We start from the raw sequence: 25720 nt of genomic DNA, 5'->3' as shown, positions 1-25720 counted from the left end.
TGTGAGCGAGTTCACGGAGGCGATGGCGCAACTGGCCGCGGGCGTCGCGGTGATCACCGTCCGGGACGGGCGTGACGACCTGGGCGTGACCGTGTCGGCGCTGACGTCCGTCTCGGCCGAGCCGCCGCTCGTGCTGATCAGCCTGGCCTCCCGCGGCTACCTCTGCGAGGTGCTGCTCCGGCAGGACCGGTGGGCGGCCTCGCTGCTGTCCTCCGGCCAGGCCGCGATCGCCAGCCGCTTCGCCACCGCCGGCCGTCCCAGCGCCCGCCTGCTGCTGGCGGGCACCCCCCACCACCGGGGGGCGCAGACCGAGGCGCTGGTGGTCGAGGGCGGTGTGGCGGCCCTGGAGGCCGAGACGACCCAGGTCGTCCCGGCCGGCGACCACACGCTCTTCGTCGCCCAGGTGCTCGCCGTCCCCTATGTCACCCCCGCGCTCCAGCCGCTGGTACGGCTGCGCGCCCGCTACCGGCCGATGGGATGCTGAATGCGCAGTTTCCTCTTCCTCCTGGGCGGCAACCGCCGTGACGGCAACACCGAGACCCTGGCCAGGCACGCCGCCGCCGCGCTCCCGCCGGACGTCGGGCAACGCTGGCTGCGCCTCGACGACCACCCGCTGCCGCCCTTCCAGGACATCCGCCACACCGGCGACGGCCTCTACCCCGTGCCCGAGGGCGCGGCGAAACTGCTCGCCGAGGCCACCCTCGACGCCACCGACCTGGTGATCGTCTCCCCGCTCTACTGGTACAGCGTCTCGGCCACCACCAAGCTGTACCTGGACCACTGGTCGGCCTGGATGCGCGTCCCCGGTTACGACTTCAGGGCGCGCATGGCGGGCAAGACCGTCTGGGCGGTCACCACGATCAGCGAGGAGGACGAGTCGGTGGCCGATCCGCTGATCGGCACGCTGCGCCTGTCGGCCGAGTACTTCGGGTCGTGGGGCGGCGCGCTCGTCGGCTACGCCAACCGCCCCGGCGACATCCTGCGCGACACCGGCGCCCTGGAGCGGGCCGCGGCCTTCTTCGGCCCCGGAGCCGCTCGTCGTGCCAGCCGGGCGTCGGACCCCGCACCGGGCTGAAGGCCGGCCTGATCCGGGTGACGGCCTTGCCGGCACGGGCGAGCGTACAAGATCGAACTACCTGATGATGTACCAACCGGGCAGAGAGAGCGGACCGGCGGCGGGCAGGCCCAGCTCGGCCGACAGGCGGGCCAGCGGCCCCCAGGCGTCGAGCCGCATCCTGGCCAGGGCGGCGGACTTGTCCTCGCTGGACTCCGGGCCGCGCAGGCGCTCCAGCGGGTTGAGCCTGGGATAGACGCGCACGGGGGCGTCGTCGGCCAGCCGGGCGCGCTCGCGGGCCAGGCCGAGGGCGTGCTCCAGACCGCCCAGCTCGTCGACCAGGCCGTTGGCGTGGGCGTCCGCGCCGGTCCACACCCGGCCTCTGGCCAGCTCGTGGACGCGCTCGCGGGTGAGGTCGCGGCTCTGGGCGACCTTGCCCACGAAGTCGTCGTAGATGCGGTCGAGCCAGCCGTTCACCCGGTCCCACTGCTCGGGGGAGAAGCCGCGGGCGGTGGAGAACATGCCGGCGTTCACCCCGTCGGCGACCAGTTCAGTATTTATCCCGATTTTTTGGAGCAAGTCAGTCATGACGGGCTTGCCGCCATAAACGCCGATCGAGCCGGTCAGGGTGCCGGGCTGGGCCACGATCACGTCGGCGCCCATGGACACGAAGTATCCGCCGGACGCGGCCAGGTCGCCCATGGAGACGATCACCGGCTTCACCCGGCGGGTCAGCGTCACCTCCCGCCACACCGTGTCGGAGGCCACGTACGAGCCGCCGGGGCTGTCCACGCGGAAGACCACGGCCTTGACGTGCTCGTCCCGGCGGGCCGCGCGCAGCGCCGCGCTGATCGTGTCGGAGCCCATCGCGCCGCCGCCGCCGAGCGGGCTGCGTCCGCTGCGGCCGCTCCTGATCTGCCCGCTGCCGTGCACGAGCGCGATGCCGTCGGCCATGGGATGCGGCAGCTTCCGCACCGCCGCGCTCCTGGCGTACCGGGAGACGAACAGCAGGTGGGCCTCGCCGCCCGTGGCCCGTCTGACCTCGTCGTAGACCTCGTCGCGGTAGGCGAGGGCGTCCACCAGACCGGTCTCCTGCGCCTCGGAGGCGGTGAAGGGGCCGCGGTCGATCAGCTCGCGCACCTTGGCGGGGTCGAGCCTGCGGCCCTCGGCGATGCCGTGGACGAGCTGCTCGGCGACCGACTCCACGATGCGGGTCATCGACTCGCGGTGGGGCTCGGTCATGTGGTCCTGGGTGAAGGTGTTGACCGCGGTCTTGTACTCGTGCCGCTGCCCGGCCTCGACCTGCACGCCCAGCTTGGTCAGCGCGCCCTTGAGGAACCGCTGCTCCATCGCCACCCCCGTGAGCCCGACGTCGCCGCTGGGCTGGAGGTAGACCCGCTCGAACGCGGTGGCCAGGTAGTAGGGCACCGTGCCGCCGCTGAACTCGCCGAACGTCTCGGCGTAGGCCACGGTCAGCTTGCCGGAGGCGCGGAAGCGGGTGACGGCCTCGCGCAGCTCCTGGACCATGGCCAGGCCCATGGGGTTGCCGCCGAGCTTGACCACCAGCGCCTTGACCCGGGAGTCCCGGGCGGCCCGCCGGAGGCCGGACAGCACGTCCGACAGACGGGTCTTGCGCATGGACAACACCGCGGCGACCGGGTCGGACGGCGGTCCTTCCGTGAGGCCCTCGGTGAGATCGAGCTCCAGGACCAGCGGGCCGGTGCGCCGCTGGCGAAGCTTGTCGACGGTTTCGAAGATCGCCCTGCCTGCGTCCATATAGCCACCCTAAGCGACACATTTCGTGTCGGGCCCGGAAGAGCTCCAGGCGGCCGCCCGGGTAGGGGCTCCGCCTGGAAGCTGGGCCGGGGCCGGGTCAGCGGCGGGTGTGCAGGGCGGCGTAGACGTTGATGCGGGGGGTGGTGACCTGGGTGCCCGCGCTGGCGTACGCGATGGGCTTGCCGGTGCGCTTCAGGGCGTCGAGGAGCTGGTCGGGGGTGGCGTGCGCGCGCTTCTGCCGCAGCAGCGCGAACGAGCCGGTGACGTGCGGGGCGGCCATCGAGGTCCCGTTCAGCGTGGCATAGGCGTTGCCGCTGATGGCGGCGGTGATCGAGACGCCGGGCGCGAACAGGTCGAGCAGGGCGCCCCGGTTGGAGAAGGAGGCCACGGCGTCCTGCTTGTCGGTGGCGCCCACGGTCACGACGTTGGAGACGCAGGCGGGCCAGGAGACGGCGGCGTCGAAGCCGTTGTTGCCCGCGGCCACGACGGTGGCCACGCCCTTGGCCTGGAGCTGGTCCACCTCGGCCTTGAAGTCGGCGCCCTCGCCCTCGTCGCAGGAGGTGTCGTACCTGCCGCCGCCCAGGCTCAGGTTGACCGCGGCGATGTCGTACTGGTCGGCCAGCACGTTCGCGTACGCCATGCCGGTCAGGACCGAGGAGTCGTAGGCGAGCACGCAGGACGCCGCGGCGCCGCAGTAGGGGGAGTTGTCGAAGCGGCTGAAGACCTGGATAGCGATGATCTTGGCCTTGGGGGCGACGCCGGGGTTCGGGAACTCCTTGGTGGCCTGGCCCGCGGTGATGCCCGCGACGTGGGTGCCGTGGTAGCACAGGCCGTACTCGGGCCTGGGGGCGTTGCGCAGGCACGCCTCGGTCTCGGAGCTGGCCGCGCCGTCGCCGATCTGGAACTGGCTGCCGTTGGGGCACAGCGGCGTCGAGCCGTCGGCCGGGTCGGTGGCGGAGAAGCACGCCTGCGCCGCGATCCTGCGGCCGAAGGCCGGGTGGTCGTTGTCGATGCCGGAGTCGATGATCGCGACGGCGGTGCCCTTGCCGGTGAAGCCCTGCCGGTGCGCCCGGTCGGCGCCGATCAGTGGCACGCTCTGCGCCAGCGAGGGCTCGTTGAGCCGGTCCTTGCGGATCGAGACGACGTCCGCCTGCTCGGCGACCTTCTCCAGCTCGGCGCGGGTGCCGCGGTAGACGAAGAAGTCGAGCTTGCCGGCCAGTTCGGCGGGCGGCGTGGCCACGACGTTCCGCCTGTCCTGCCTGACCCCTTCCGCGCCGGCCAGGGCCGACTGCACCTGGGCGGGCTGGCGGACGCGGACGATGACGCGGTGCTCACCCGTCGAGGTGACGGCCGGGTCGATCTTGGACTCGGGGTCGGCCAGGGCGGGGGTGGCGACCAGCGACGCAGCGGTGGCGGCGAGGGTGATCGCACCGGCCAGCAGAGACATGAGTCTCAACTGATCCTCCGGGGGGTCGGGGGGCGTTTGTGTAAAGAAGTGTAGATATTGGACAAGAGATGTCAGAGGGACGCTTGTGTTCTGTTATCGCTTCTTGTCCTGGTACGCGAAAGGGCCGGATCGTCGGGTCCGGCCCTCTCCTTGACGCTGCTCCCAGGCTCAGGGAGTGCTCTGGGCCGTGGCGCCGAACACGTCGATGCGGGCCGTGCGCACCTGGGCGCCGCCGGAGCCGTAGCCGATGCCGCGCCCCGTGGCCTGCAGCCGCTGCAGGTTCTGCGCCACCGTGAAGTCCGGGTGCGCCTGCCGCATGAGCGCGAACGCCCCCGCCACGTGCGGCGCGGCCATCGACGTGCCGCTCTTGTCGGCGTAGGTGTCGTCCGGCACCGACGACCTGATGCCCACGCCGGGCGCGAGCAGGTCGAGCAGCGGGCCGCGGTTGGAGAAGCCGGCCACCGCGTCCCGGTCGTCGGTGGCGCCCACCGCGACGGCGGAGGAGATGCAGGCCGGCGCCGCGACGCCGTCGGGGAAGCCGTTGTTGCCGGCCGCGACCACGGGCGCGACCCCGAAGGAGATCAGCGTGTCGAAGTCCGGCTTGAGTCCCGCGGCGCTCGGATCGGAGTCGCAGTTCTCCCGGTACGGCCCGCCGCCGCCCAGGCTCAGGTTCGCCGCGGCGACGTGCTGGGCCGCGGCCACCCGCGCGACGTACTCCAGCGCCAGCTTCTGGTCGGAGGTGTAGCTGAGGAAGCAGGGCGCCTGGGTGCCGATGACCGCGCACGTCATCGCGCTGTCGATGCGGCTGAACACCTGGATCGGCAGGATGCCGGCGGCGGGCGCGACGCCGTTGGAGGGCGCGCCCGTCGTCATCCGGCCCGCGGCGATGCCCGCGACGTGCGTGCCGTGCGAGCAGGCGTTGACCCCGTTCACGACGCACTGGGCGGTCTCGGCGTCCGCGGACCCCGGGCCGGTCTGGCTCGGCTGGTTGTTCGGGCAGAGCGAGACCGAGCCGTCGCTGGCGTCGGAGGAGGAGAAGCACGCCTCGTCCACGATCCGGCCGGCGAAGAAGGGGTGGTCGCGGTCGATGCCCGTGTCCAGGACGGCCACCGTGAAGCCCCGGCCCGTCCAGCCGGCCGCGTTGGCCCGGTCGGAGCCGATGATCCGGGTGCTCGTGTCCAGGACGGCCGGGCGCAGCTCGTCCTTGTAGACCGCCTGGACGCGGTCGTCCTTCCTGAGCTGGGCCAGCGTCTTGCCGTCCAGCTCGGCGACGAAGAAGTGGGACGACTGCGCCCCCTCCAGCACCCGGCTGCCCTCGGAGGCCTGTTCGAGGTCCTTGGCCACGGCCTGCACGTTCTGCCCCGGCTTGAGCTGGATGATCGACCGGACCTTGCTCTTGGCCTGGACCTCCGCGACGAGGGCGGGGCTGATGACCGGGTCGCCGGTGTCGCGCGCGTCGGCGCTCAGCGGTGGCGCCGCGCAGAGCACGGCGGATGTCGTGGCCAGCGCGGCAGCGCCGGCGAGCAGGGACCGTAGCCTCACTTAGTCCTCCGAGGGTCAGACCGTCCGGTGTGAGGTGTCCATCCCCTGGTGTGACAAGTGTGATGTCGGTGACCCATGGGAAAGCAGTGAACGCTGAGCTGCTTTTTGCCTTGTGACGGGAAAGACGAAAGGGGCCGGTCGGAGACGGCCGGCCCCTTTCAGCGAGGCTGCTTCGGAGCGAAGCGAGGCTGCTTCAGAGCGACTTGAGCACGTTCTTCGTCGCCTTCTTCAGGGCCGCCTTCGACGCCGCGCCGCTCAGCTGCACCTTCTCGGCGGCGGTCAGCACGGTGGTGCCGTTCCTGCCGTGCGCCCAGTTGAGCCAGGCCGTCAGCAGAGCGCGGTCCAGCTGGTCGCGGGACGTCTTCGTGCCCTTCAGCACCCGGTACGCCTTGCCCAGCGACGACGCCTTGGTCAGCTCGGGGAACACCTTGCTGGCCTTGCCGATCAGCTTCAGGTAGCAGTTCAGCGTGGCGTCGGGGATCGTCCCGCTGCTGCGGTGGATCTCCACGGCCCACTTGCCGGCCGTCAGCCTGGCGCCGGCCGTGCCGCGCGTGCAGACGGCGGCGGCCGACGGGGCGGGGGTCGGCGTGACGGTCACCGTCACCGTGACCGTGGGCAGCGGGACCGGCGTGACCGAGGACGTCGGGGCCGGCGCGGGCCGCCCGTCGTCCGTGGGGTCGGGCTGGGGCGTCGGGCCGCTGCCGTCCGTCGGGTCGGGCTCGGGGCCGCCCGGGGGGCCGGTCGTCGGCTCCTGCGTGATCGGCGGCTGGGTGCCGGTGCCGGCCAGGGCGGCGCCCACGTCCAGGCGGGGGGTGGTGACCTGGGCGCCGTTGGCCTCGTACTGGTAGGGGCGGCCCGTGGTCTTCAGCGTGTTGATCAGGTCGGCGACGGGCGTCTGCGGCGCGGCGGCCTTCATCAGCGCCAGCGCGCCGGCGACGTGCGGCGTTGCCATCGACGTGCCGCTGTGCGTGGCCATCTGGTTGTCCGGCACCGAGGACTGGATGTCCACGCCCGGGGCGAAGAAGTCGACCAGCGAGCCCCGGTTGGAGAAGTCGGCGATGGCGTCGGCGCCGTCGTTCGCGCCGACCGCGACCGCCGAGGAGACGCACGCGGGGTAGGAGGCGCCCTCGAAGAACTCGTTCCCGGCGGCGACCACGGTCGCGATGCCCTTGGCCAGCAGGGCGTCGATCTTCGGCTTGAAGACCGCGCCCTCCTCGGTGGCGTCGCAGTCGGTCTCCGACAACGCGCCGCCCAGGCTCAGGTTCACCGCCGCGACGGGCTCGGTGAGCGTGGCCACGTAGTCCATGGCCAGCCGCAGCGACGACTCGAAGGCCAGCAGGCACGACGACTCGCCCGTGCAGATGTCCTCGTCGTTCACCCGGCTGAACACCTGCACCGCGATGATCCCGGCGCCCGGGGCCACGCCGCCGCTGCCCGCCGCGATGCCGGCGACATGTGTGCCGTGCTCGCACAGGTTCACGCCGCCGGACAGGCACTTGGCGGTGGTGGCGTCGGCCGCGCCCTCGCCGGTCTGCTGGGGCTGCCCGTTCGGGCACAGCGACTCCACGCCGCTCTCCACGGCCGAGAAGCACGCCTCGCCCACGAGCCTGCCCCCGAAGTACGGGTGGTCGCGGTCGATCCCGGTGTCCAGGACGACGATGTTCTGGCCCGCGCCGGTGAGGTTCTTCTCGTGGGCCTTGTCCGCGCCGATCTGGGTGATGTTGGACCCCACCTCGGCCGGTGCGTACGTCCGGTCGCGGTGGATGGAGGTCACGCGCGGGTCCTCGGCCAGCTTCGCCAGCTCCTCGGCGGTGCCCTCCACCACCATGAACGACTGGCTCTGCGGCTGCAGCAGCACGTCGACGCTCTGGGCCGCCGCCACGCCGGCCACCGGCTCGTGCTGCGCGGCGTCGGTCAGCTCCACGATGGCGCGGGTGGTGTCGCCGTCGAGCGCGAGGCCCTCCTCCAGCTTGCTCTGGGAGGGCGCCGGCGTCGGCGTCGCCGCGGGGTCGTCGGCGAACGCCGGGACGGAGGCCGATAACAGGGCCAGCACGATCGAGCACACGATCAGGGGGCGAAATCGCACGCGTCCTCCGAAGGGGATGATCTCGGAGTTTAGGGCGATTTATCCCGCCAGCACAGAGCCTGGCCCTGTTTCTCATCGAACTTTCAGCGCACGCACCTCAAACGTTCAACGACCCCGCCGGCCCCGCGGACTCCGAAGCCTCCGTCGGCGCCTCCTTGGTCAGCCACACCGCGCCCAGCGGCGGCACCCGCAACGTCGTGGAGAACGGCAGCCCGTGCCACGGCTCGGCCGCGGCCTCGACCCCGCCCATGTTGCCCACGCCGCTGCCCCAGTAGTCGTAGGCGTCGGTGTTGACGACCTCCGCCCAGTGGCCGCCGTAGGGCAGGCCGAGCCGGTAGCTCTCGTGCGCGCCGCCGCTGAAGTTGACCACGCAGGCCGCCGCCGACCCGTCGGCCGCGTACCGGACGAACGAGAACGTGTTCCCCGACGCGTCGTCGGCGTCGATCCAGCGGAACCCCTCCGGCCTGGCGTCCTGCTCCCACAGCGCCGGGGTCTCCTTGTAGAGCCTGTTGAGGTCGCGGACGAGCCGCTGCACGCCCTTGTGCCCGTCGAACTCCAGCACCCACCAGTCGAGCCCGCGCTCCTCCGACCACTCCGAGCCCTGGCCGAACTCGCCGCCCATGAACAACAACTGCTTGCCCGGATGCGCCCACATGAACGCCAGCAACGCCCTGAGCTGGGCGAAGCGCTGCCATTCGTCCCCGGGCATCTTGCCCAGCAGCGAGCCCTTGCCGTGCACCACCTCGTCGTGGGACAGCGGTAGCACGTAGTTCTCGGAATAGGCGTAGATGAGGGAGAACGTCATCTGATGGTGGTGGTACTGGCGGAAGATCGGCTCGCGGCGCAGGTATTCGAGCGTGTCGTGCATCCAGCCCATGTTCCACTTGAACCCGAAGCCGAGCCCGCCCAGGTGCACCGGCCGCGAGACGCCGGGCCAGGCCGTCGACTCCTCGGCGATGGTCGAGATGCCCGGAGCCTCCCGGTAGCAGACCGAGTTCATCTCCTTGAGGAACTCGACCGCGTCGAGGTTCTCCCGGCCGCCGTAGACGTTGGGGGTCCACTCGCCCTCGCGGCGCGAGTAGTCGAGGTAGAGCATCGAGGCGACCGCGTCCACGCGCAGGCCGTCCACGTGGAACTCCTTCAACCAGTAGAGGGCGTTCGCGACCAGGAAGTTCTTGACCTCCCTGCGGCCGAAGTCGAAGACGTAGGTGCCCCAGTCGGGGTGCTCGCCCCTGGCCGGGTCGGCGTGCTCGTACAGCGGGGTGCCGTCGAAGCGGGCCAGCGCCCACTCGTCCATGGGGAAGTGGGCCGGCACCCAGTCCAGCAGCACGCCGATGCCGCGCTGGTGCATGCGGTCCACGAAGTGCCGGAACTCGTCGGGCGTGCCGAACCGGGCCGTCGGCGCGTAGTAGGACGTCACCTGGTAGCCCCACGAGCCGCCGAACGGGTGCTCGGCCACCGGCAGCAGCTCGACGTGCGTGAACCCCATGTCGGCGGCGTACTCGGAGAGCTGGTCGGCCAGCTCCAGGTAGGACAGCCCCGGCCGCCACGAGCCCAGGTGCACCTCGTAGACGCTCATCGGCCCCAGCTGCGCCGGACGCTCGCGCCGCGCGGCCATCCACTCGTCGTCGGCCCAGGTGTAGGCGGACTCGTCGATCACGGAGGCGGTCATCGGGGGCACCTCGGTGCGCCGGGCCATGGGGTCGGCCTTGTCGCGCCAGAGCCCGTCGGCGCCGAGGATCTGGAACTTGTACCGCTCACCGGCCTCCAGCCCCGGGACGAACAGCTCCCACACGCCCGACCGGCCGAGCGAGCGCATCGGGTAGGCGGTGCCGTCCCAGTGGTTGAAGTCGCCGACGACCCTGATGCCGCGCGCGTTCGGCGCCCAGACGGCGAACGCGGTGCCCCGCACGTCCTGATGCTCCATCACGCGGGCGCCCAGGACCTCCCACAGCCGCTCGTGCCGCCCCTCGCCGATGAGGTGCAGGTCCACCTCGCCCAGCGTGGGCCAATGCCGGTACGGGTCCCTGACCTCGTACGGCTCGCCACCGGCGTACCGGACGCGCAGGGTGTAGTCGGGCACCTTGTCCAGCCCGGTGACCGTGGCCTCGAACACGCCGTGGGCCTGGTGTCTCATGTCGTGGGCCGTGCCGTCGTCGAGCACCACCTGCACCCGCTCGGCCAGCGGGCGCAGCGTGCGGAACACCACGCCGCCCGAGACCGGGTGTGCTCCGAGCACGGAGTGCGGATCGTGGTGCGCCCCGCCAGCGAGGCGGTCGAGCTCTGTCCTCATGGGCATGCTCCCAACCCTGCCTTATGATGACCGTCCATCTCAGGCACTGCCCGCTTTCACGGCGACAATCACCGAATGTGCAAAATCCCGGGATGATCGCAGAAGTATGCGGGATCGTCATGGATGATCCTTGGCCGTGTCGTGGCCGGACAGACCCCGTACGAGGCGATCAGGCGCCCGCGGTGTCCGCCAGGAGGTCGTCCACCGGCATGCCGGCCCCTTCGGCCAGGCCGGCCGCCAGCGCCGCCGCCCCCAGCGCCGCCGTCACGACCGCCGTGATCCGGTCCACGTCGCCCCGCTCGCCCGCCGGCAGCGGCGCGCCGACGGACGCCCTGAGCGCCGCGGCCTTGCCGAGCAGCCGCGCCGCGTCCGCGTGCCGGCCGCCGAGCGCCCGCGCCCCCGCCAGCCCCTCCAGCCCGAGTGCGGTCGCGCGCGGGTCGCCCACCTTGCGGGCGGCGGCCAGCCCGCGAAGCTGGAACTCCAGCGCGCCCGCCGCGTCGCCGCGCAGCTCGGCCACGAAGCCCAGCTCCGCCAGGATCAGCGCCGCGCCCGGCTCGCCGGAGACGTCCAGCACCCAGTCCAGCCAGCTCAGCAGCAGCCGTTCTGCCTCGTCGAGGCGTCCCTGGCGGCGCGCGCCGAGCGCCAGCCCGATCTCGGCGAACTCCTCGGCCGGACGGTTCGACTGCGACACCGCCAGCCGCCTGGCCCGCTCGTGGTGGTCGTCGGCCGCCGCGTGGTCGCCCCGCAGCATGGCGATCCGGCCCAGGCGGGACAGCGCGTCGGAGACCGAGCTCCACAGGCCCAGCTCCTCGGCCATGCGCAGGCCCTCCGCGCGCAGCGCCGCGGCGCGGTCGTAGTCGCCGGTGATCTCGGCGTGGCTGCCCAGGCACTCCGCCGCCCGCAGCTCGCCCCAGCGGTCGCCGGTCCGCCGGAACAGCGTGAGGCCGCGCTCGCCGTCGCGCCGCATGCCCTCCAGGTCGCCGCGCATCCCCGCCCACCTGGCCCGGACGGTCAGGGTGGCGGCCATGCCCCACTCGTCGTCCAGTTCGGCGAACTCCGACAACGCCGTCTCGATCATTCCGGCGCTGACCGACAGATCGTCGTACCCGAACAGGGCGAAGCCGACGAACCACCGAGCCCTGGCCCGCTCCCTGGCGTCCTCGACCGCCGCGAACAGGCGCGTCACGTCGGGGCCGGGCGGCCGGCCCACCAGCAGCCGCATGCCCGCCAGCCACGCCCTGGCCCGCGGGGCGCCCGGGTCGTCGTCCGCCGCGATCGACAGCGCCGCCTCCAGCGCCCGCTTGCCCTCGCCCAGCCGGCCGCGCAGCACCCAGTACCAGGCCAGGGCGTTCACCAGCCGCAGCGCCTCGGCCGCCGCGCCGAGCCGCACCGCCGTCTCCAGCGCCGCGCGCAGGTTGCCGCCCTCGGCGTCGAGCATGGCGAGCGCGCGCCGCTGCCCGTGCCCCCGCAGGTACGGCTCCGCCCGCTCGGCCAGGCCCGTGTAGTGGCGCACGTGCCGGAGCCGCACCTCCGCCGGCTCGCCGGCCGCCTCCAGCCGCTCCACGCAGTACGCCGCCACCGACTCCAGCAGCCGGAACCGCGGCTCACCGTCGCCCCACGCCCGCACCACCAGCGAGCGGTCCACCAGCCTGGCCACCGCGTCCAGGACGTCCACGCCCGGCTCGGCGCAGACCTCCTCGGCCGCCTCCAGCGTGCACCCGTCGGCGTGCACGGCCAGCCGCCGCAGCACGACGCGCTCGTCCTCGCCCAGCAGCTCCCAGCTCCAGTCGATCATCGCGCGCAACGTCTGCTGCCGCGCGGGCGCGCCGCGTCGGCCGGAGGCGAGCACCCGGAACCGGTCGTCCAGCCGTTCGGCGAGCTGGCGCGGGGTGAGCGTGCGCATCCGGGTCGCGGCCAGCTCCAGGGCCAGCGGGATGCCGTCCAGGCGGGCGCAGATCTCGGCGACGTCGGCGTCCGGCTCGATGCCAGCGCGGGCGGCGAACAGCTCCGCCGCCGCCCGCGGTCCCAGCGGCGGCACGCTCCACAGCGCCTCGCCCTCGATGCGCAGCGACTCCTGGCTGGTGGCCAGGACGCGCAGCCCGGGAGCGGCCCGCAGCAGCCGTCCGGCCAGCGCGGCGACCTGCTCGACGACGTGCTCGCAGTTGTCCAGGACGAGCAGCGTCCGGGTGCCCTCCAGGACGTCGGCCAGCCGGGCGGTCAGGTCCTGCGCCGCGCCGCCCACGTCGTCACGCAGGCCGAGCACCCCCGCGACGGCCTCGGCCACCTCGACCGCCGGCGCCCCGGCGCGCAGCCCCGCCAGCTCCACCAGCCACACCCCGCCGCCGAAGCCGGGCGGACCGGGGGAGTCGGCCGCGGCGAGCGCGAGGCGGGTCTTGCCGACGCCGCCGGGGCCCGTCAGCGTGACCAGCCGGTTGGCCCGCAGCAGGGCGCGCACCTGTGCCACCGCCTCCTCCCGGCCCACGAGGCCGGTGAGCGGCGCCGGCAGGTTCGTCCGCCGCCGCTCCGGCCCGTCGAGCGCCGGGTCCTGCTCGAGGATCGCCTGGTGCAGCGCGGCCAGCTCGGGACCGGGGTCGAGCCCGAGCTCGTCGGCCAGCCGCGTCCGCAGGTCGGCGTAGCTGGCCAGCGCCTCGCCCTGCCGTCCGGCCCGGTACAGGGCCCGTACGTGCGCGGCCCGCAGCCGCTCGCGGAACGGGTGCTCGGCCACCAGGTCGGCCAGCTCGGCCGCCAGCAGCCCGTGCTCGCCCAGCCCGAGCCGCGCCTCGGCCAGCTCCTCCAGCGCCACCAGCCGCTGCTCGTCGAGCCTGGCCACGGCCGCCCTGGCGAACTCCTCGTCGGCGAACTCCGCGAAGGCGGCCCCCCGCCACAGGTCGAGCGCCTGCCGCAGCAGCCCGGCGCGGGTTCGCGGGTCAGCGCTGCGCTGCGCCTGCGCGAGGAGGGCGGCGAACCGTCCGGCGTCCACGTCCTCGGGCTCGACCCTCAGCACGTACCCCGGCGCCCGGTACGCCACCAGCTCCCGGTCGCCCAGCACCCGGCGCAGCTGCGACACCTTCACCCGGAGCGCGGCCAGGGCGTTCGCCGGCGGCCTGCCGCCCCACAGGTCCTCGATCAGCCGGTCGGCGGAGACCGGCCGCCCGGCGTGGATCAGCAGGTCGGCCAGCAGCGCCCGGACCTTGACCTCCAGCACCTGGACGGGCTCGCCGCCGGGCCCCCACACGGCGAGCGCTCCCAGCACCCCGAAACGCACTCCGCCCCCCATAAGCAACTCCGAATCAGACCATAACCCCCTGCGGGCAGGGTGAAGGCATCCGTCAGAACCTAAGGAATCCCGAAATGTCAGAAGAAATTTCCATCATCGGTCTCGGCCTCATGGGCGCGGCGCTCGCCGGCAGCCTGCTGGACGCCGGACACCGCGTCACCGTGTGGAACCGTTCGGCGGACAAGGCCGAGCCGCTGGTCGCCAGGGGCGCCACCCGCGCCGCGACGGTGGCCGAGGCGGTCGCGGCCAGCCCGCTGGTGATCGTCTGCGTGCTCGACTACCCGGCCGTGTACGAGCTGCTGGCCGACGTGCCGCTGGAGGGGCGCGTCGTGGCGAACCTGACCACCGGCCGGCCGGTCGAGGCCCGCCAGGCGGCCGAATGGGTGGCCGCACGCGGCGGCGACTACGTGGACGGCGGCATCATGGCCGTGCCCCAGATGATCGGCCGGCCCGGCGCGCTCGTGCTCTACAGCGGTTCGCAGGCGGCCTTCGACCGCTTCGAGGACGCGTTCGGCGCGATGGCCGAGCCGCGTTTCGTCGGCACGGACCCCGGCCTGGCCCCACTCCTCGACCTGGCCATGCTGACCGGCATGTACGGCCAGATCGCCGGCTTCCTGGAGGCGGTCACGCTCGTCGACTCGGCCGGCTATTCGTTGACCGACTTCACCAGCACCCTCCTGGTCCCGTGGCTCAACGCGATGGCCGCCGCGCAACCGGAGTGGGTCAAGTCCGTCGAGTCGCGCGACTACACGACGCTGGTGTCGAACCTGGAGATCAACAGGTCCGGCCTGGAGAACCTGGTGCGCGCCTTCAGGGAGCAGCAGGTCAAGCCCGACCTCCTGCTGCCGCTGAAGGCGATCGTCGACCAGCGCGTCGCCCGCGGCCACGGCGCCGAGGGCCTGCCCGGCCTGGTCGAAGAGCTGCGCTGACCCCCGGGCCCAGCCGGTCAGACGGGGCGGGGGTGGAAGGCGGCCAGCGGGATGGAGACCCACGACGGGCGGTTGCGGGCCTCGTAGACCACCTCGTACACCGCCTTGGACAGCTCGAACGCCCGCAGCAGCGCCGCGTCCCCGACCGTGATCACGCCGCCGCCCTGGCGGTAGCCGTCGAGGAAGGCGGTGCGGTTGCGGTCGGCCCAGGCCTCGGCCCGGGGCTGGAGCTCGGCGGCCTGCGGGTGGTCGGCCAGCAGGTGCCTGGCCGCGTAGTCGAACGAGCGCAGCATCCCGGCCACGTCCCGCAGCGGCGACGACAGCGCCCGGCGCTCGGCCAGCGGTTGCCCCGGCTCGCCCTCGAAGTCGAGCACCACCCAGTCGGTGGGCGTGCGCATCACCTGGCCCAGGTGGTAGTCCCCGTGGACGCGCTGTACGGGCACTTCCCTGGTGAGCAGTTCCACCTGGTGGTAGGCGTCCTCCAGGGCCGCCACGTGCCGCCGCAGCTCGGGCACCTCGGCCATGGCCCGCCCGAGCTGCCGCCGGAAGCCCTCCGCCATGCGTTTGACCTCGGGGATCTCGACCAGGTCCGTTGGGAACGCCGCGGCCAGCTCGTGGTGGACGCGGGCGGTGGCGACGCCCAGCCGTACGGACTCGGCGGCGAAGTCGCCGCCCGCCTCGGCGGCGGTGACCTCCGGCAGCGAGGCGTACAGGTCGCGGACGCTGGCCAGCGCGAGGTCCCAGCCGTCGTTGGCGTTGGACAGGTACTCCTGCATGAAGGCGAGCGTGGTGTCCGTGCCGTCCACGTCGGCCTCGATCCACCCGTACGGCTGGGCGATGTTCGGCGCGCTCCGGGCGGCCAGCGCGGTGATGATCTCCAGCTCCGGGTTGACGCCCGGGACGAGCCGGCGGAACAGCTTGCAGATGTAGGAGTCGCCGTACACCAGCGAGGTGTTCGACTGCTCGGCCCCCAGCACCAGGCTGCGCTGGGAGGTGTCGATGACGACGCCGGGCGCGTGCCGCATGCGCAGCCCGCTGCGGGTCTCGTCGCCCGCCATGCCCTCCAGCAGCCAGCTCATGGCGTCGGCGTCGTGGACGGCGTCATAGAACCAGGTGTCGCCGAGGGTGCCGATGAGGGCGTGGTTGAGCCGGTCGGGCAGGTCGTGCCGCTCGCCCAGGAAGACCTGGTACCGGTCCCGCGCGCCCTCCTGCCAGACGGCCACGATCAGGTGCCGGAGCCCTGGCCTCAGCTCGACGTCCGACTCGATCGACAGATCGTCGATCGGGCGCCCCTTGCCGCCGAACCATCGTTGGCGGCCGATCCATGCGGCAAGGAGCTCGTCTATCACGCCCTACTCCTCCTGGGTGTGTGCCGGTGGGAGTGTGAACCAATAGAACCCATGCCCGGGAAGCGTCAAAAGATACGGTAGTTCGCCAATTGCCGGGAATGGGACCCCTCCCATGGTTTCCACGGGGGAGACGCCGACGAATCTGCGCAGGTCAAGCTCGACCGGCTGCGGGAAGCGCGACAGGTTGTTGACGCACAACATCCGGTCGTCGCCCAGCTCCCGGACGAACGCGAGCACGCTGGGGTTGGAGGAGTTGAGCTCGGCGAACTCGCCGAGCCCGAAGACGGGGTGACGTTTACGGATCTCGATCATCCGCTTGGTCCAGTGGAGCAGCGAGCCCGCGTTCTTCTGGTGGGCCTCGACGTTGATCGCCTGGTAGCCGTAGATCGGGTCCATGATCACGGGCAGGTAGAGCCGTCCGGGGTCGCAGTCGGAGAACCCGGCGTTGCGGTCGGGGTCCCACTGCATCGGGGTGCGGACGCCGTCGCGGTCGCCGAGCCAGATGTTGTCGCCCATGCCGATCTCGTCGCCGTAGTAGAGCACGGGAGAGCCCGGCAGCGACAGGAGCAGCGCGGTGAACAGCTCGATCTGGTTGCGGTCGTTCTCCAGCAGGGGAGCCAGCCGCCGGCGTATGCCGACATTCGCCCGCATACGCGGATCTTTGGCGTACTCCGTGTACATGTAGTCGCGTTCTTCGTCGGTCACCATTTCGAGCGTCAGCTCATCATGGTTCCGCAGGAAAATCCCCCACTGGCAATGTTCCGGAATTTTCGGCGTTTGTGCCAAAATTTCGGAAATTGGGTAGCGGGACTCGCGGCGGACCGCCATGAAAATGCGGGGCATGAGCGGGAAATGGAAGGCCATGTGGCATTCGTCCCCGCCGCCTACCGGATCGCCGAAATATTCCACCACGTCCGAAGGCCACTGATTCGCCTCGGCGAGCAGCACCCGGTCCGGGAAGAGCCGGTCGACCTCACGCCTGATGCTCTTGAGGTATTCGTGCGTCCTGGGCAGGTTCTCGCAGTTGGTGCCCTCCTCCTCGAAGAGGTAGGGCACCGCGTCCAGGCGGAAGCCGTCGATGCCGAGGTCCAGCCAGAACCGCAGCACCTCCAGCATGGCCTCCTGCACGTCGGGGTTCTCGTAGTTGAGGTCGGGCTGGTGGTGGAAGAAGCGGTGCCAGTAGTACTGGCCGCGCACCGGGTCGTAGGTCCAGTTGGACGTCTCGGTGTCGATGAAGATGATCCGGGCGTCCTGGTACTTCTCATCGGTGTCCGACCAGACGTAGAAGTCGCCGAACGGGCCTTCCGGGTCGTGCCTGGAGGCCTGGAACCAGGGATGGGCGTCGCTGGTGTGGTTCATGACGAGGTCGGCGATCACCCGCATGCCGCGTTTGTGCGCCTCGTCGACCAGCTTCACGAAGTCTCCCAGGTCCCCGAACTCGGGCAGGATCTTCATGAAGTCGGCGATGTCGTAGCCGCCGTCACGCAGCGGCGACTCGTACAGGGGCAGCAGCCAGAGGCAGTCGACGCCCAGCCACTGCAGGTAGTCGAGCTTGCTGATCAGGCCTTTGATGTCTCCGGTCCCGTCGCCGTTGGAGTCGGCGAATCCCCTGATCAGAACCTCGTAGAAGACGGCGCGCTTGTACCAGTAAGGATCGCGCGGCTTCTCCTCGTCAAAGGTGTTGGGAATGGGTGTGGAGCTCATGGGCTCCCCCAGAGGGGGCTCATGAGGAGGGCGCTTTCACACACGTTGAAGACTCCCGCTGAATTCTGTTCTACCGTGGCGCGGCTCGTACGGTGAGAATGTGGGCAGGCTGGATGTGAGGGTCGAGACGCACATAGTTGCTCTGCCTCCAGCGGTAGGACTCGCCCGACAGCTCGTCGTCCACGACGAACTCGGCGTTCCAGTCGAGACCGATGGCGGGCAGGTCGAGATCTACCGTCGCCTCGTGGGTGTGGTGAGGATCCAGATTGACAACCGCCAGAACGACGTCGCCCAGCCCGTGCCTTCGTGTGGCCGTGTCATAGGCGCCCGGAAGCCGTTTGGAGAAGCAGACGATGTCCGGATGGTCGACCCTGTGGAACCGTAGGTTACGCAATTCCTGCAGCGCCGGATGCGCTCTTCGGAACAAATTCAGATGGGTGATGAGCGGGGCGAGGGTCCTTCCGTCGCGTTCGGCTGCCGCCCAGTCGCGTGGCTTGTACTGATATTTCTCACTATCAAGGTATTCCTCACTCCCCGGGCGCACCGGAACGTTCTCGGCCAGCTCGTACCCGGAGTAGACCCCCCAGGTCGGCGAGGTGAGAGCGGCCAGCACGGCCCTGATCCGGAACGCCGGCACGCCGCCGTGCTGCAGGTACTCGTGCAGGATGTCCGGGGTGTTGACGAACAGGTTCGGCCGCAGGAACGCCGACGTCTCGTGCGCGAGCTCGGAGAGGTAGGTCTCCACGTCGAACTTGGAGTTCTTCCACGTGTAATACGTGTACGACTGGTGGAACCCCGCCTTGGCGAGCGTCTGCAGCATCGCGGGCCGGGTGAACGCCTCGGCCAGGAACACCACGTCCGGGTCGGTCGCGTGGATGTCGGCCAGCAGGCGCTCCCAGAACGCCACCGGCTTGGTGTGCGGGTTGTCCACCCGGAAGATCCGCACGCCGTGGTCCATCCAGTGCCGCAGCACCCGCCGGACCTCGGCGAAGATGCCCTCGGGGTCCCTGTCGAAGTTGATCGGGTAGATGTCCTGGTACTTCTTCGGCGGGTTCTCGGCGTAGGCGATCGTCCCGTCCGCCCGGATGGTGAACCACTCCGGGTGCTCCTTGACCCACGGGTGGTCGGGGGAGCACTGCAGGGCGAAGTCGAGCGCGACCTCCATGCCCAGCTCGCGGGTGCGGCTGACGAACGCGTCGAAGTCCTCGAGGGTGCCCAGGTCGGGATGGACGGCGTCGTGCCCGCCGTCCTCCGAGCCGATGGCCCAGGGCGAGCCGGGCTCGTCGGGCTCGGGGCTCAGCGTGTTGTTGCGGCCCTTGCGGAAGGTCTGGCCGATGGGATGGATCGGCGGCAGGTAGACGACGTCGAAGCCCATCTTGGCGATGGCGGGCAGCCGCTTGGCCGCGGTCTGGAAGGTGCCCGACCTGGAGACGCCGGACTCGGTGACGACCGCGCCCTCGGACCTGGGGAAGAACTCGTACCAGGAGCCGTAGAGCGCCCTGCGCCGGTCGACCCTGACCTTGTACGGCTTGGCCCTGGTCACCAGCTCGCGGAACGGATGCGCCGCCAGCAGCGCGGCCGTCTCGGGGAGCTGGGCGATGGACAGCCGGGCGCGCGGGTCGAGCTCCTCGTCCCGCAGCGTGGCCGCCACCGACAGCAGCGCGGCCCGGTGGCCGCACGCGCTGTCGCCGTTGCCGTTGCCCTTGCTGTTGCCCGTGCCGTTCCTGGAGTGACCGTTGCCGGGGCCGCCCTGGCCGCCGGGCGCGGGGCACTCGGCCGTACGGACGGCCTTGGCGGCCCGCTCGAACAGCCGGGCCCCCTCCTCGCACATGAGATCGGTGTCCAGCCCACGCGGGATCTTGATCTCGGCGTCGTGCAGCCAGGTCGCGATCGGATCGCTCCACGCCTCCACGCGGAACATCCAGTCGCCCTCGGCCGGCAGGCACACGTCGACGCCCCAGCGGTCGGTGCCGGGGGCGAGCTCGCGCATGGGTTTCAGGCGGCCACGCTGTCCGTCGGGCGAGGTGAGCACCACGCCCGCGGCCACGGCGTCATGGCCCTCTCGGAAGACGGTCGCCGAGACCTGGAAGGTCTCGCCGGCGACCGCCTTGGCGGGCCACTGCCCGCAGTCGACGACGGGGGAGATGTCCGTGATGGGAATTCGTCCGATCATCGCATTCGCAGGGTTTGCGGCGGCGCGCTCGGCGCCGCCGGAGGCTTTCCGTATGTGCAAGATTGCGCAACCGCGTGGGACCGCTGGATACGGCCTACCCCGGCAGTAACGATCCTTGCACGTAAATACTGGACAGCAGCGGATAGACCTCCCGAGTGTGTTCCCGGGAGAGCCAACAAAGAGGAAAGTTGCCCCAATCGTCCGGCTTCATGCTTGTTCCGGGCTGGGGTTTGAAGGGGCTTCTTGGGGGTGAAGGACTGAGAGGTCCCTCCTAGCCCGTAGGGTGCAGAAACGTGAGAGCTATCCGCCGGTTTACCGTCCGCACCGTCCTGCCCACGGAGCTGGTCGCCCTGGGCGAGCTCGTGCACAATCTCCGCTGGTCCTGGCACCCGGAGACGCTCGACCTCTTCGCCGAGGTCGACGCGGCTCTGTGGGAACAGGTCGGGCACGATCCCGTGGCCCTGCTCGGCGCCGTCACACCGGCCCGGCTCAACGAGCTGGCCGCCGACCGCCGTTTCCTCCGCCGCCTGGCCGACGCAGCCGACGACCTGCGCGAATACATGACATCGCCGCGCTGGTACCAGACGCTGCCCGACGTCGCACGCGCCATCGCCTACTTCTCCCCCGAGTACGGCATCGCCGCCGCGATGCCCCAGTACTCAGGCGGTCTCGGCATCCTCGCCGGCGACCACCTCAAGGCGGCCAGCGACCTGGGCGTGCCGATCCTCGCGGTCGGCCTGCTCTATCGCCACGGCTACTTCACCCAGTCGCTGTCGCCCGAGGGCTGGCAGCTCGAGCACTATCCGGCGCTCGACGCCGGGGGGCTGCCGCTGACCCTGCTGAAGGACGGCGACGAGCCCGTCAAGATCCGTCTCGGCCTGCCCGAGGGCCGCGTCCTGCACGCCCAGGTCTGGGTGGCGCAGGTGGGCCGGGTGCCGCTGCTGCTGCTCGACTCCGACGTGGCCGACAACGACACCGCCGCCCGCGACGTCACCGACCGCCTCTACGGCGGCGGCACCGACCACCGGCTCATGCAGGAGCTGCTGCTGGGGGTGGGCGGCGTACGCGCCATCAGGGCCTACTGCCGCATCACCGGCCACGCCGAGCCCGAGGTCTTCCACACCAACGAGGGCCACGCCGGCTTCCTCGGCCTGGAGCGCATCCGCGAGCTGACCGAGTCGCGCCTGTCGTTCGACGAGGCGCTGGAGGCCGTCCGCGCCGGCACGGTGTTCACCACGCACACGCCGGTGCCCGCCGGCATCGACCGTTTCCCCTGCGACCTGATCGAACGCCACTTCGGCGGCGACTCCGCCTGGCCGACCGTGCCCGTCGAGCGCATCCTGGCCCTGGGCGCCGAGGCCGAGCCCGGCCGCTTCAACATGGCCGTCATGGGCATGCGCCTGGCCCAGCGCGTCAACGGCGTCTCCGAGCTGCACGGCGCGGTCAGCCGGGAGATGTTCAAGGACCTGTGGCCCGGCTTCGACCTCGACGAGGTGCCGATCGGCTCGATCACCAACGGCGTGCACGCGCCCACGTGGGTCGGGCGCGAGTTCATGGAGCTGGCCGGCCGCGAGCTGCCCTCGCTGATCGAGCGCGCCCGCGGCTGGGAGGGCATCCAGAAGATCTCCGACCGGGAGATCTGGGAGATCCGCGGCAAGCTGCGCAGGCGGCTGGTCGAGGGCGCGCGCGAGCGGCTGCGCAGGTCGTGGCGCGAGCGCGGCGCCTCGGTCGCCGAGCTGGGCTGGATCGACGACGCGCTCGACCCCGACGTGCTGACCATCGGCTTCGCCCGGCGGGTGCCGTCCTACAAGCGGCTCACGCTCATGCTGCGCGACCCCAAGCGGCTGGCCCGGCTGCTGCTCGACCCGGACAAGCCGGTGCAGATCGTGATCGCCGGCAAGGCGCATCCGGCCGACGAGGGCGGCAAGAAACTGATCCAGCAGATCGTCAAGTTCGCCGACCAGCACAACGTGCGCCACCGCATCGTCTTCCTGCCCGACTACGACATGACGCTCGGCCAGCTCATGGTCCAGGGCTGCGACGTGTGGCTGAACAACCCGCTGCGGCCGCTGGAGGCGTCCGGCACCTCGGGCATGAAGTCGGCGCTGAACGGCGGGCTCAACCTGTCGATCCGCGACGGCTGGTGGGACGAGTGGTACGACGGCACCAACGGCTGGGCCATCCCCACCGCCGACGGCGTCAGCGACCCCGACCGGCGCGACGAGCTGGAGGCCGGCGCCCTGTACGACCTGATCGAGCACGAGGTGTCCGACCGCTTCTACGACCGGCCGTTCGACGAGCTGCCGCGCAGGTGGATGGAGATGGTCAAGCACACCCTGGCCTCGCTCGGGCCCAAGGTGCTGGCCGGACGCATGCTCCGCGACTACGTCGTCGACCTCTACACCCCGGCCGCCAAGTCGGCCCGCGCGCTGTCGGCCGACAACTACGCCGCGGCCAGGGCGTTCGCGGCCTGGCGGGTGCGCGTCACGCGGGCCTGGCCGGGCGTGCGGGTCGAGCACGTCGAGGCGTCCGGCGTGGGCGACGCCCCCGAGGTGGGCGCCTCGGTCGAGCTGCGGGCCACGATCGCGCTCGGCGACCTGGAGCCGGGAGACGTGCTGGTCGAGGCCGCGTACGGCAAGGTGGGGCCGCACGACGAGCTGGTCCGGCCGCGGTACGCGCGGCTGGCCGTGGAGTCGCTGGAGGACGACGGCCACGCCCACTTCACGGGCCGGGTGCCGCTCGACCGTACGGGGGCTTTCGGATACACCGTCCGGGTTGTCCCGCATCACCCGTTCGCTGCCACTCCGGCGGAGCTGGGGCTGATCGCCGTCCCGGAGGAGCCGGTGGGAATGACGAACGGCACCTTGCGCTGATATATCCGGACGAGGTCGGCCCGGTGGTCGGGCGGTGCATAATCAGGACCGTGGACGACAGCGGGAACGGCCTGCGGGCCGACAATCTGGTGGCCACGGTCCGCGGTGTCCTGCCGTCCCTGACGCCTGCCGCGCAGACCGTCGCCCGGCTCATCCTGGAGGATCCGGCGACGGTCGCGCGCAGCACCATCACGGAGCTGTCGGCCGCCTCCGGCACCAGCGAGGCCACCATCGTGCGCACCGCGCGGCTGCTCGGCTTCGCCGGATATCCCCAGCTCAGGCTGGCTCTGGCGGCGGCGGCCGCGCAGCCCGACCGGCTCGTGCCCGGCGACCTGGCGCCCGACGACCCGCTGTCGGAGGTCATCCAGAAGGTCGCCAGGGCCGAGTCGGAGGCCATCAACGACACCGTCGCCCAGCTCACCAGCGAGCGCCTGGGCCTGGTCGTCGACGCGATCGTGGGGGCCAGGCGCATCGACGCCTACGGCGTGGGCGCCTCGGGATTAGTCGCCGAGGACGTCGCCCAGAAGCTGCTGCGCATCGGCCTGTCCAGCCACGCCTTCCAGGACGCCCACCTGGCCCTGACCAGCGCCGTCCTGCTGAAGGCGGGCGACGTGGCGATCGGCATCAGCACCTCGGGGGAGACCCCCGACGTGATCGAGCCGCTGCGCCGGGCGGGCGAGGCGGGGGCCACCACGGTGGCCGTCACCAACAACCCGCGCTCGACGATCGCGGAGCTGGCCGAGCACGTGCTGATCTCGGCCGGGCGCGAGACGGAGTTCCGTCCCGGCGCCCTGGCCAGCCGGATCAGCCAGCTCCTCGTCGTCGACTGCGTGTTCGTCGGCGTCGCCCAGCGCACGTTCGACTCCTCTCAGGAGGCGCTCGCGAGCACCAGGCGCGCCGTCAAGGAGTTCACCCGGAGAACGTCACCTGCACGTCGTCAGCCTTGACGTACATCACGCGGTGCCCGAACTGGATCTCCAAGTACTTCGTCTTGCCCCTGACCACCGTGTGGTCCTCCAGGTTGAAGGTGACCGCCCGGTAGTACTCGGTGGCGGCCGGCCCGGCCAGCGTGTACTTCTCGCCCGCCGAGAACGTGTACTGCAGCGGCGTCACCGCCTGGTACGGGATGCCGGCCGGGTACGCCTCCTGCTCCGGGTAGGCCCGCCCGAACACCGGCACGGTCGCCTTGCCCGGCTTGGGCGTGACGACGAGCCCCATCGACGGGATCGCGGTCGGGGCGCTCGCCGGGTTGTGGAACCACGCCTTCTGGCCGAGGTACCAGATCGCCGTCCAGTCGCCCTGGCGGTCGGCGACGGCGAAGCGCTGGCCGGTGCTGGCCCTGGCGCTGTGGTCGTACACGCTGTAGAGCGAGCCGCCGGTCGGGTGCTTGCCGATGTCCTTGATCAGCGGGGCGTCGTCGCGCGGCTCGGTGCGCAGCCACACGGTGCCGGCGCTGAGCGGCGGGCAGGCCGCCTCGGGGTTCTTGCGGTCGCAGCCGTAGAAGTAGGGCTTGTTGGTGGCGAAGTCCGGCTTGATCATGACCGAGCCGGCCTGCGGACCGCCGAACTGGTGCAGCGGCGCGCCCATGAGCTGGAAGTAGTGCGCCCAGTCCCAGAACGGCCCCGGGTCCTCGTGCATGCCGCGGACCGTGCTCGGGATCGTGCCGGGGACGTTGTCGTGGCCCAGGATGTGGGCGCGGTCGAGCGGCACGCCGTGCTTGAGCGCCAGGTACCGGACGAGCCGGGCCGACGAGCGGTACATCGCCTCGGTGTACCAGGTGCTGCCCTCGGCCAGGAAGCCTTCGTGCTCGATGCCGATGGACTTGGCGTTGATGTACCAGTTGCCGGCCTGCCAGCCGACGTCCTTGGTCTTGATGTGCTGGGCGATGTGCCCGTCACTGGACCGGACCGAGTAGTGCCAGCTCGCGCCGTAGTTCGGGTCCTGGTTGAGCCTGATCGACGGGAGGAAGTAGCCCTCCATGTCGTGGATGATGATGTAGTCGACCTTCTGGCTGACCGGGCGGTTGGCCAGGTCGTAGTGGCCGTAGTCGTCCGGCGGGAGCTCCTGGTAGGCCGAGGGGATCCACTCGCAGGAGATCGAGGCCGGGCACTCCACGCCGTCGCGCCGCGCGGGCCGCAGGCCGAGCTTCTCCAGCCACTTCTCGATCTTCTCCAGGTCCGGGACCTTGGGCAGGGTGACCTTCTGCCCGTCGTCCGTGGTGCGCTCGGCGCCCTCCTGGATGGTGGCGTAGACCTCGTCGGCGAAGAACTTGGCCGCGTCGGCCTCGTCGGCGCCGGAGTACTTGGCGACGGCTCCGTACCATTCGCCGGGGTTAGCGCTCAGGGGCGCGCCGAGGCTCTTCTGGTAGTCGGCGAGCAGCGCCGCGCCGCCGCGGATGTTGGCCGCGTCGTCGGTGCGCAGCCGCTCGTGGCTCTCGCCGGTGAGCTGCGCGGCGCGTTCCATCGTGCGCAGCGAGGCGGGGATCTCCGCCGGGGCGGGGGTCGCCGTGGGCGCGAGCGGCCTGCTCTCGTCGCCGCGGGCGTCCTCCTCGCCCTCTCCGTGGTGGTTCGAGCCGGTGTACGCGGCCGCGTCGGTCAGGTGCATCGGGCCGAACCCGGCGTCGCTCGACGGCTGGCCCGCGTGGGCGTCCCAGCGCGACTCCAGGTACGAGACGCCGAGCAGGACGCTCTGCGGGACCTTGAACTCGTCGGCCGCCGCGGCGAACGCCTGCTGCCGGTCGGCGGGCTCTGCGGCGTTGGCCGCGGACACTTGGGTTAAGGGCAACAAGGCGACGACGGCGATCGCCAGCGCTCTGCGCATGAACCGCTCCTTGACTGGGGGGCGTGGTGCGCGTTCAGCGTCTCAACATTTTCCTTCTCTGGCGAGAACTTTGCGAAGATATTTTTCATCCCTTAACAGACCGCCTGCCCGGCTCCGGCCGCCCGCCGGCCAGGACTAGCAGGTGACGGGCTGGGTAGGCGGCTCCCGGAGGAGAGGGGGAGCTGTCATGCCTCGACCCGGAAGTCACTCCTACGACAACGAGCGCCGCCGGCTGCGCAAGCAACTGGACCGGCAGGGGATGAGCGAGCAGGAGCTCAAGAAGCGCGTGGCCAGGAAACTCCAGTCGGATCCGGACAAGAGCCCGCGCAAGGTGGGCGGCGACCGCGCCGAAGGACCCAAGTCCGAACGGCCCCGCCGGGGGGAGCGCTGAGGCCCT

The 25720-nt window shown here is 71.3% G+C and carries 16 protein-coding genes; 6 read left to right on the top strand and 10 right to left on the bottom strand.

All coding sequences use genetic code 11. The features are described from left to right. The first annotated feature begins 1 nt into the window (after position 1). Positions 2–484 (top strand): flavin reductase family protein, encoded by a 483-nt coding sequence (locus AB0J71_RS25430; protein WP_364416344.1) that lies wholly within the window; start codon positions 2–4, stop codon positions 482–484. Further along, on the top strand, positions 485–1075 hold the full coding sequence (locus AB0J71_RS25425) for an NAD(P)H-dependent oxidoreductase (protein WP_352322045.1): 591 nt from the start codon (positions 485–487) through the stop codon (positions 1073–1075). It begins immediately after the preceding gene. Between the two features lie 57 nt (positions 1076–1132). Here AB0J71_RS25425 and sppA read toward each other — a convergent pair whose 3' ends face one another. From sppA to AB0J71_RS25395, 6 genes are all read right to left on the bottom strand, one after another. Continuing rightward, positions 1133–2830, bottom strand: a complete 1698-nt coding sequence (gene sppA, locus AB0J71_RS25420) for a signal peptide peptidase SppA (RefSeq protein ID WP_364416342.1) — start codon at positions 2828–2830, stop codon at positions 1133–1135. 97 nt (positions 2831–2927) lie between these two features. After that, positions 2928–4277 carry a S8 family serine peptidase gene (locus tag AB0J71_RS25415; protein ID WP_364416441.1) on the bottom strand — a complete coding sequence of 450 codons (1350 nt, stop codon included), beginning with the start codon at positions 4275–4277 and terminating at the stop codon, positions 2928–2930. 168 nt (positions 4278–4445) lie between these two features. Further along, positions 4446–5819, bottom strand: a complete 1374-nt coding sequence (locus tag AB0J71_RS25410; protein WP_364416340.1) for a S8 family serine peptidase — start codon at positions 5817–5819, stop codon at positions 4446–4448. A gap of 193 nt (positions 5820–6012) precedes the next feature. Then, entirely contained in the window at positions 6013–7905 is a 1893-nt protein-coding gene (locus tag AB0J71_RS25405; protein ID WP_364416338.1) for a S8 family serine peptidase, read from the bottom strand. A gap of 97 nt (positions 7906–8002) precedes the next feature. After that, a complete protein-coding gene (gene glgB / locus AB0J71_RS25400; protein ID WP_364416336.1) occupies positions 8003–10198 on the bottom strand; it encodes a 1,4-alpha-glucan branching protein GlgB in 2196 nt (731 codons plus the stop codon). Positions 10199–10367: 169 nt separating this feature from the next. Further along, positions 10368–13463, bottom strand: a complete 3096-nt coding sequence (locus AB0J71_RS25395) for a BTAD domain-containing putative transcriptional regulator (RefSeq protein WP_364416334.1) — start codon at positions 13461–13463, stop codon at positions 10368–10370. Between the two features lie 86 nt (positions 13464–13549). On the opposite strand from AB0J71_RS25395, the gene AB0J71_RS25390 reads away from it, so the two are divergent. Further along, the gene (locus AB0J71_RS25390) at positions 13550–14404 is read left to right on the top strand and encodes an NAD(P)-binding domain-containing protein (RefSeq protein WP_352322057.1); all 855 of its coding nucleotides are present in this window, start codon (positions 13550–13552) and stop codon (positions 14402–14404) included. A 17-nt stretch (positions 14405–14421) separates the two neighbouring features. Here AB0J71_RS25390 and AB0J71_RS25385 read toward each other — a convergent pair whose 3' ends face one another. From AB0J71_RS25385 to AB0J71_RS25375, 3 genes are all read right to left on the bottom strand, one after another. Then, positions 14422–15753, bottom strand: a complete 1332-nt coding sequence (locus AB0J71_RS25385; RefSeq protein ID WP_364416332.1) for an aminoglycoside phosphotransferase — start codon at positions 15751–15753, stop codon at positions 14422–14424. 3 nt (positions 15754–15756) lie between these two features. Next, positions 15757–17457 carry a maltose alpha-D-glucosyltransferase gene (treS, locus tag AB0J71_RS25380; protein ID WP_352322061.1) on the bottom strand — a complete coding sequence of 567 codons (1701 nt, stop codon included), beginning with the start codon at positions 17455–17457 and terminating at the stop codon, positions 15757–15759. Between the two features lie 70 nt (positions 17458–17527). Continuing rightward, positions 17528–19630, bottom strand: coding sequence for an alpha-1,4-glucan--maltose-1-phosphate maltosyltransferase (locus AB0J71_RS25375; protein WP_352322063.1), 2103 nt, complete (start codon positions 19628–19630; stop codon positions 17528–17530). Positions 19631–19923: 293 nt separating this feature from the next. Here AB0J71_RS25375 and glgP point away from each other — a divergent pair, with 293 nt between their 5' ends. Then, positions 19924–22503: an alpha-glucan family phosphorylase gene (gene glgP, locus AB0J71_RS25370; protein ID WP_352322065.1), complete on the top strand. Its 2580-nt coding sequence runs from the start codon at positions 19924–19926 to the stop codon at positions 22501–22503. Between the two features lie 50 nt (positions 22504–22553). After that, a complete protein-coding gene (locus AB0J71_RS25365) occupies positions 22554–23450 on the top strand; it encodes a MurR/RpiR family transcriptional regulator (RefSeq protein WP_352322067.1) in 897 nt (298 codons plus the stop codon). Here the strand turns inward: AB0J71_RS25365 and AB0J71_RS25360 are convergent. Then, positions 23413–25323 carry a peptidoglycan recognition family protein gene (locus tag AB0J71_RS25360; RefSeq protein WP_352322069.1) on the bottom strand — a complete coding sequence of 637 codons (1911 nt, stop codon included), beginning with the start codon at positions 25321–25323 and terminating at the stop codon, positions 23413–23415. The genes AB0J71_RS25365 and AB0J71_RS25360 overlap by 38 nt on opposite strands. A 187-nt stretch (positions 25324–25510) precedes the next feature. Between AB0J71_RS25360 and AB0J71_RS25355 the strand changes: the two genes are divergently transcribed. Continuing rightward, positions 25511–25714, top strand: coding sequence for a hypothetical protein (locus AB0J71_RS25355; RefSeq protein WP_352322071.1), 204 nt, complete (start codon positions 25511–25513; stop codon positions 25712–25714). Positions 25715–25720 lie beyond the last annotated feature (6 nt).

It is taken from the genome of Nonomuraea sp. NPDC049637 (assembly GCF_040675235.1).
Lineage (GTDB): Bacteria > Actinomycetota > Actinomycetes > Streptosporangiales > Streptosporangiaceae > Nonomuraea.
This window is presented reverse-complemented; position numbering and strand designations above follow the sequence as displayed.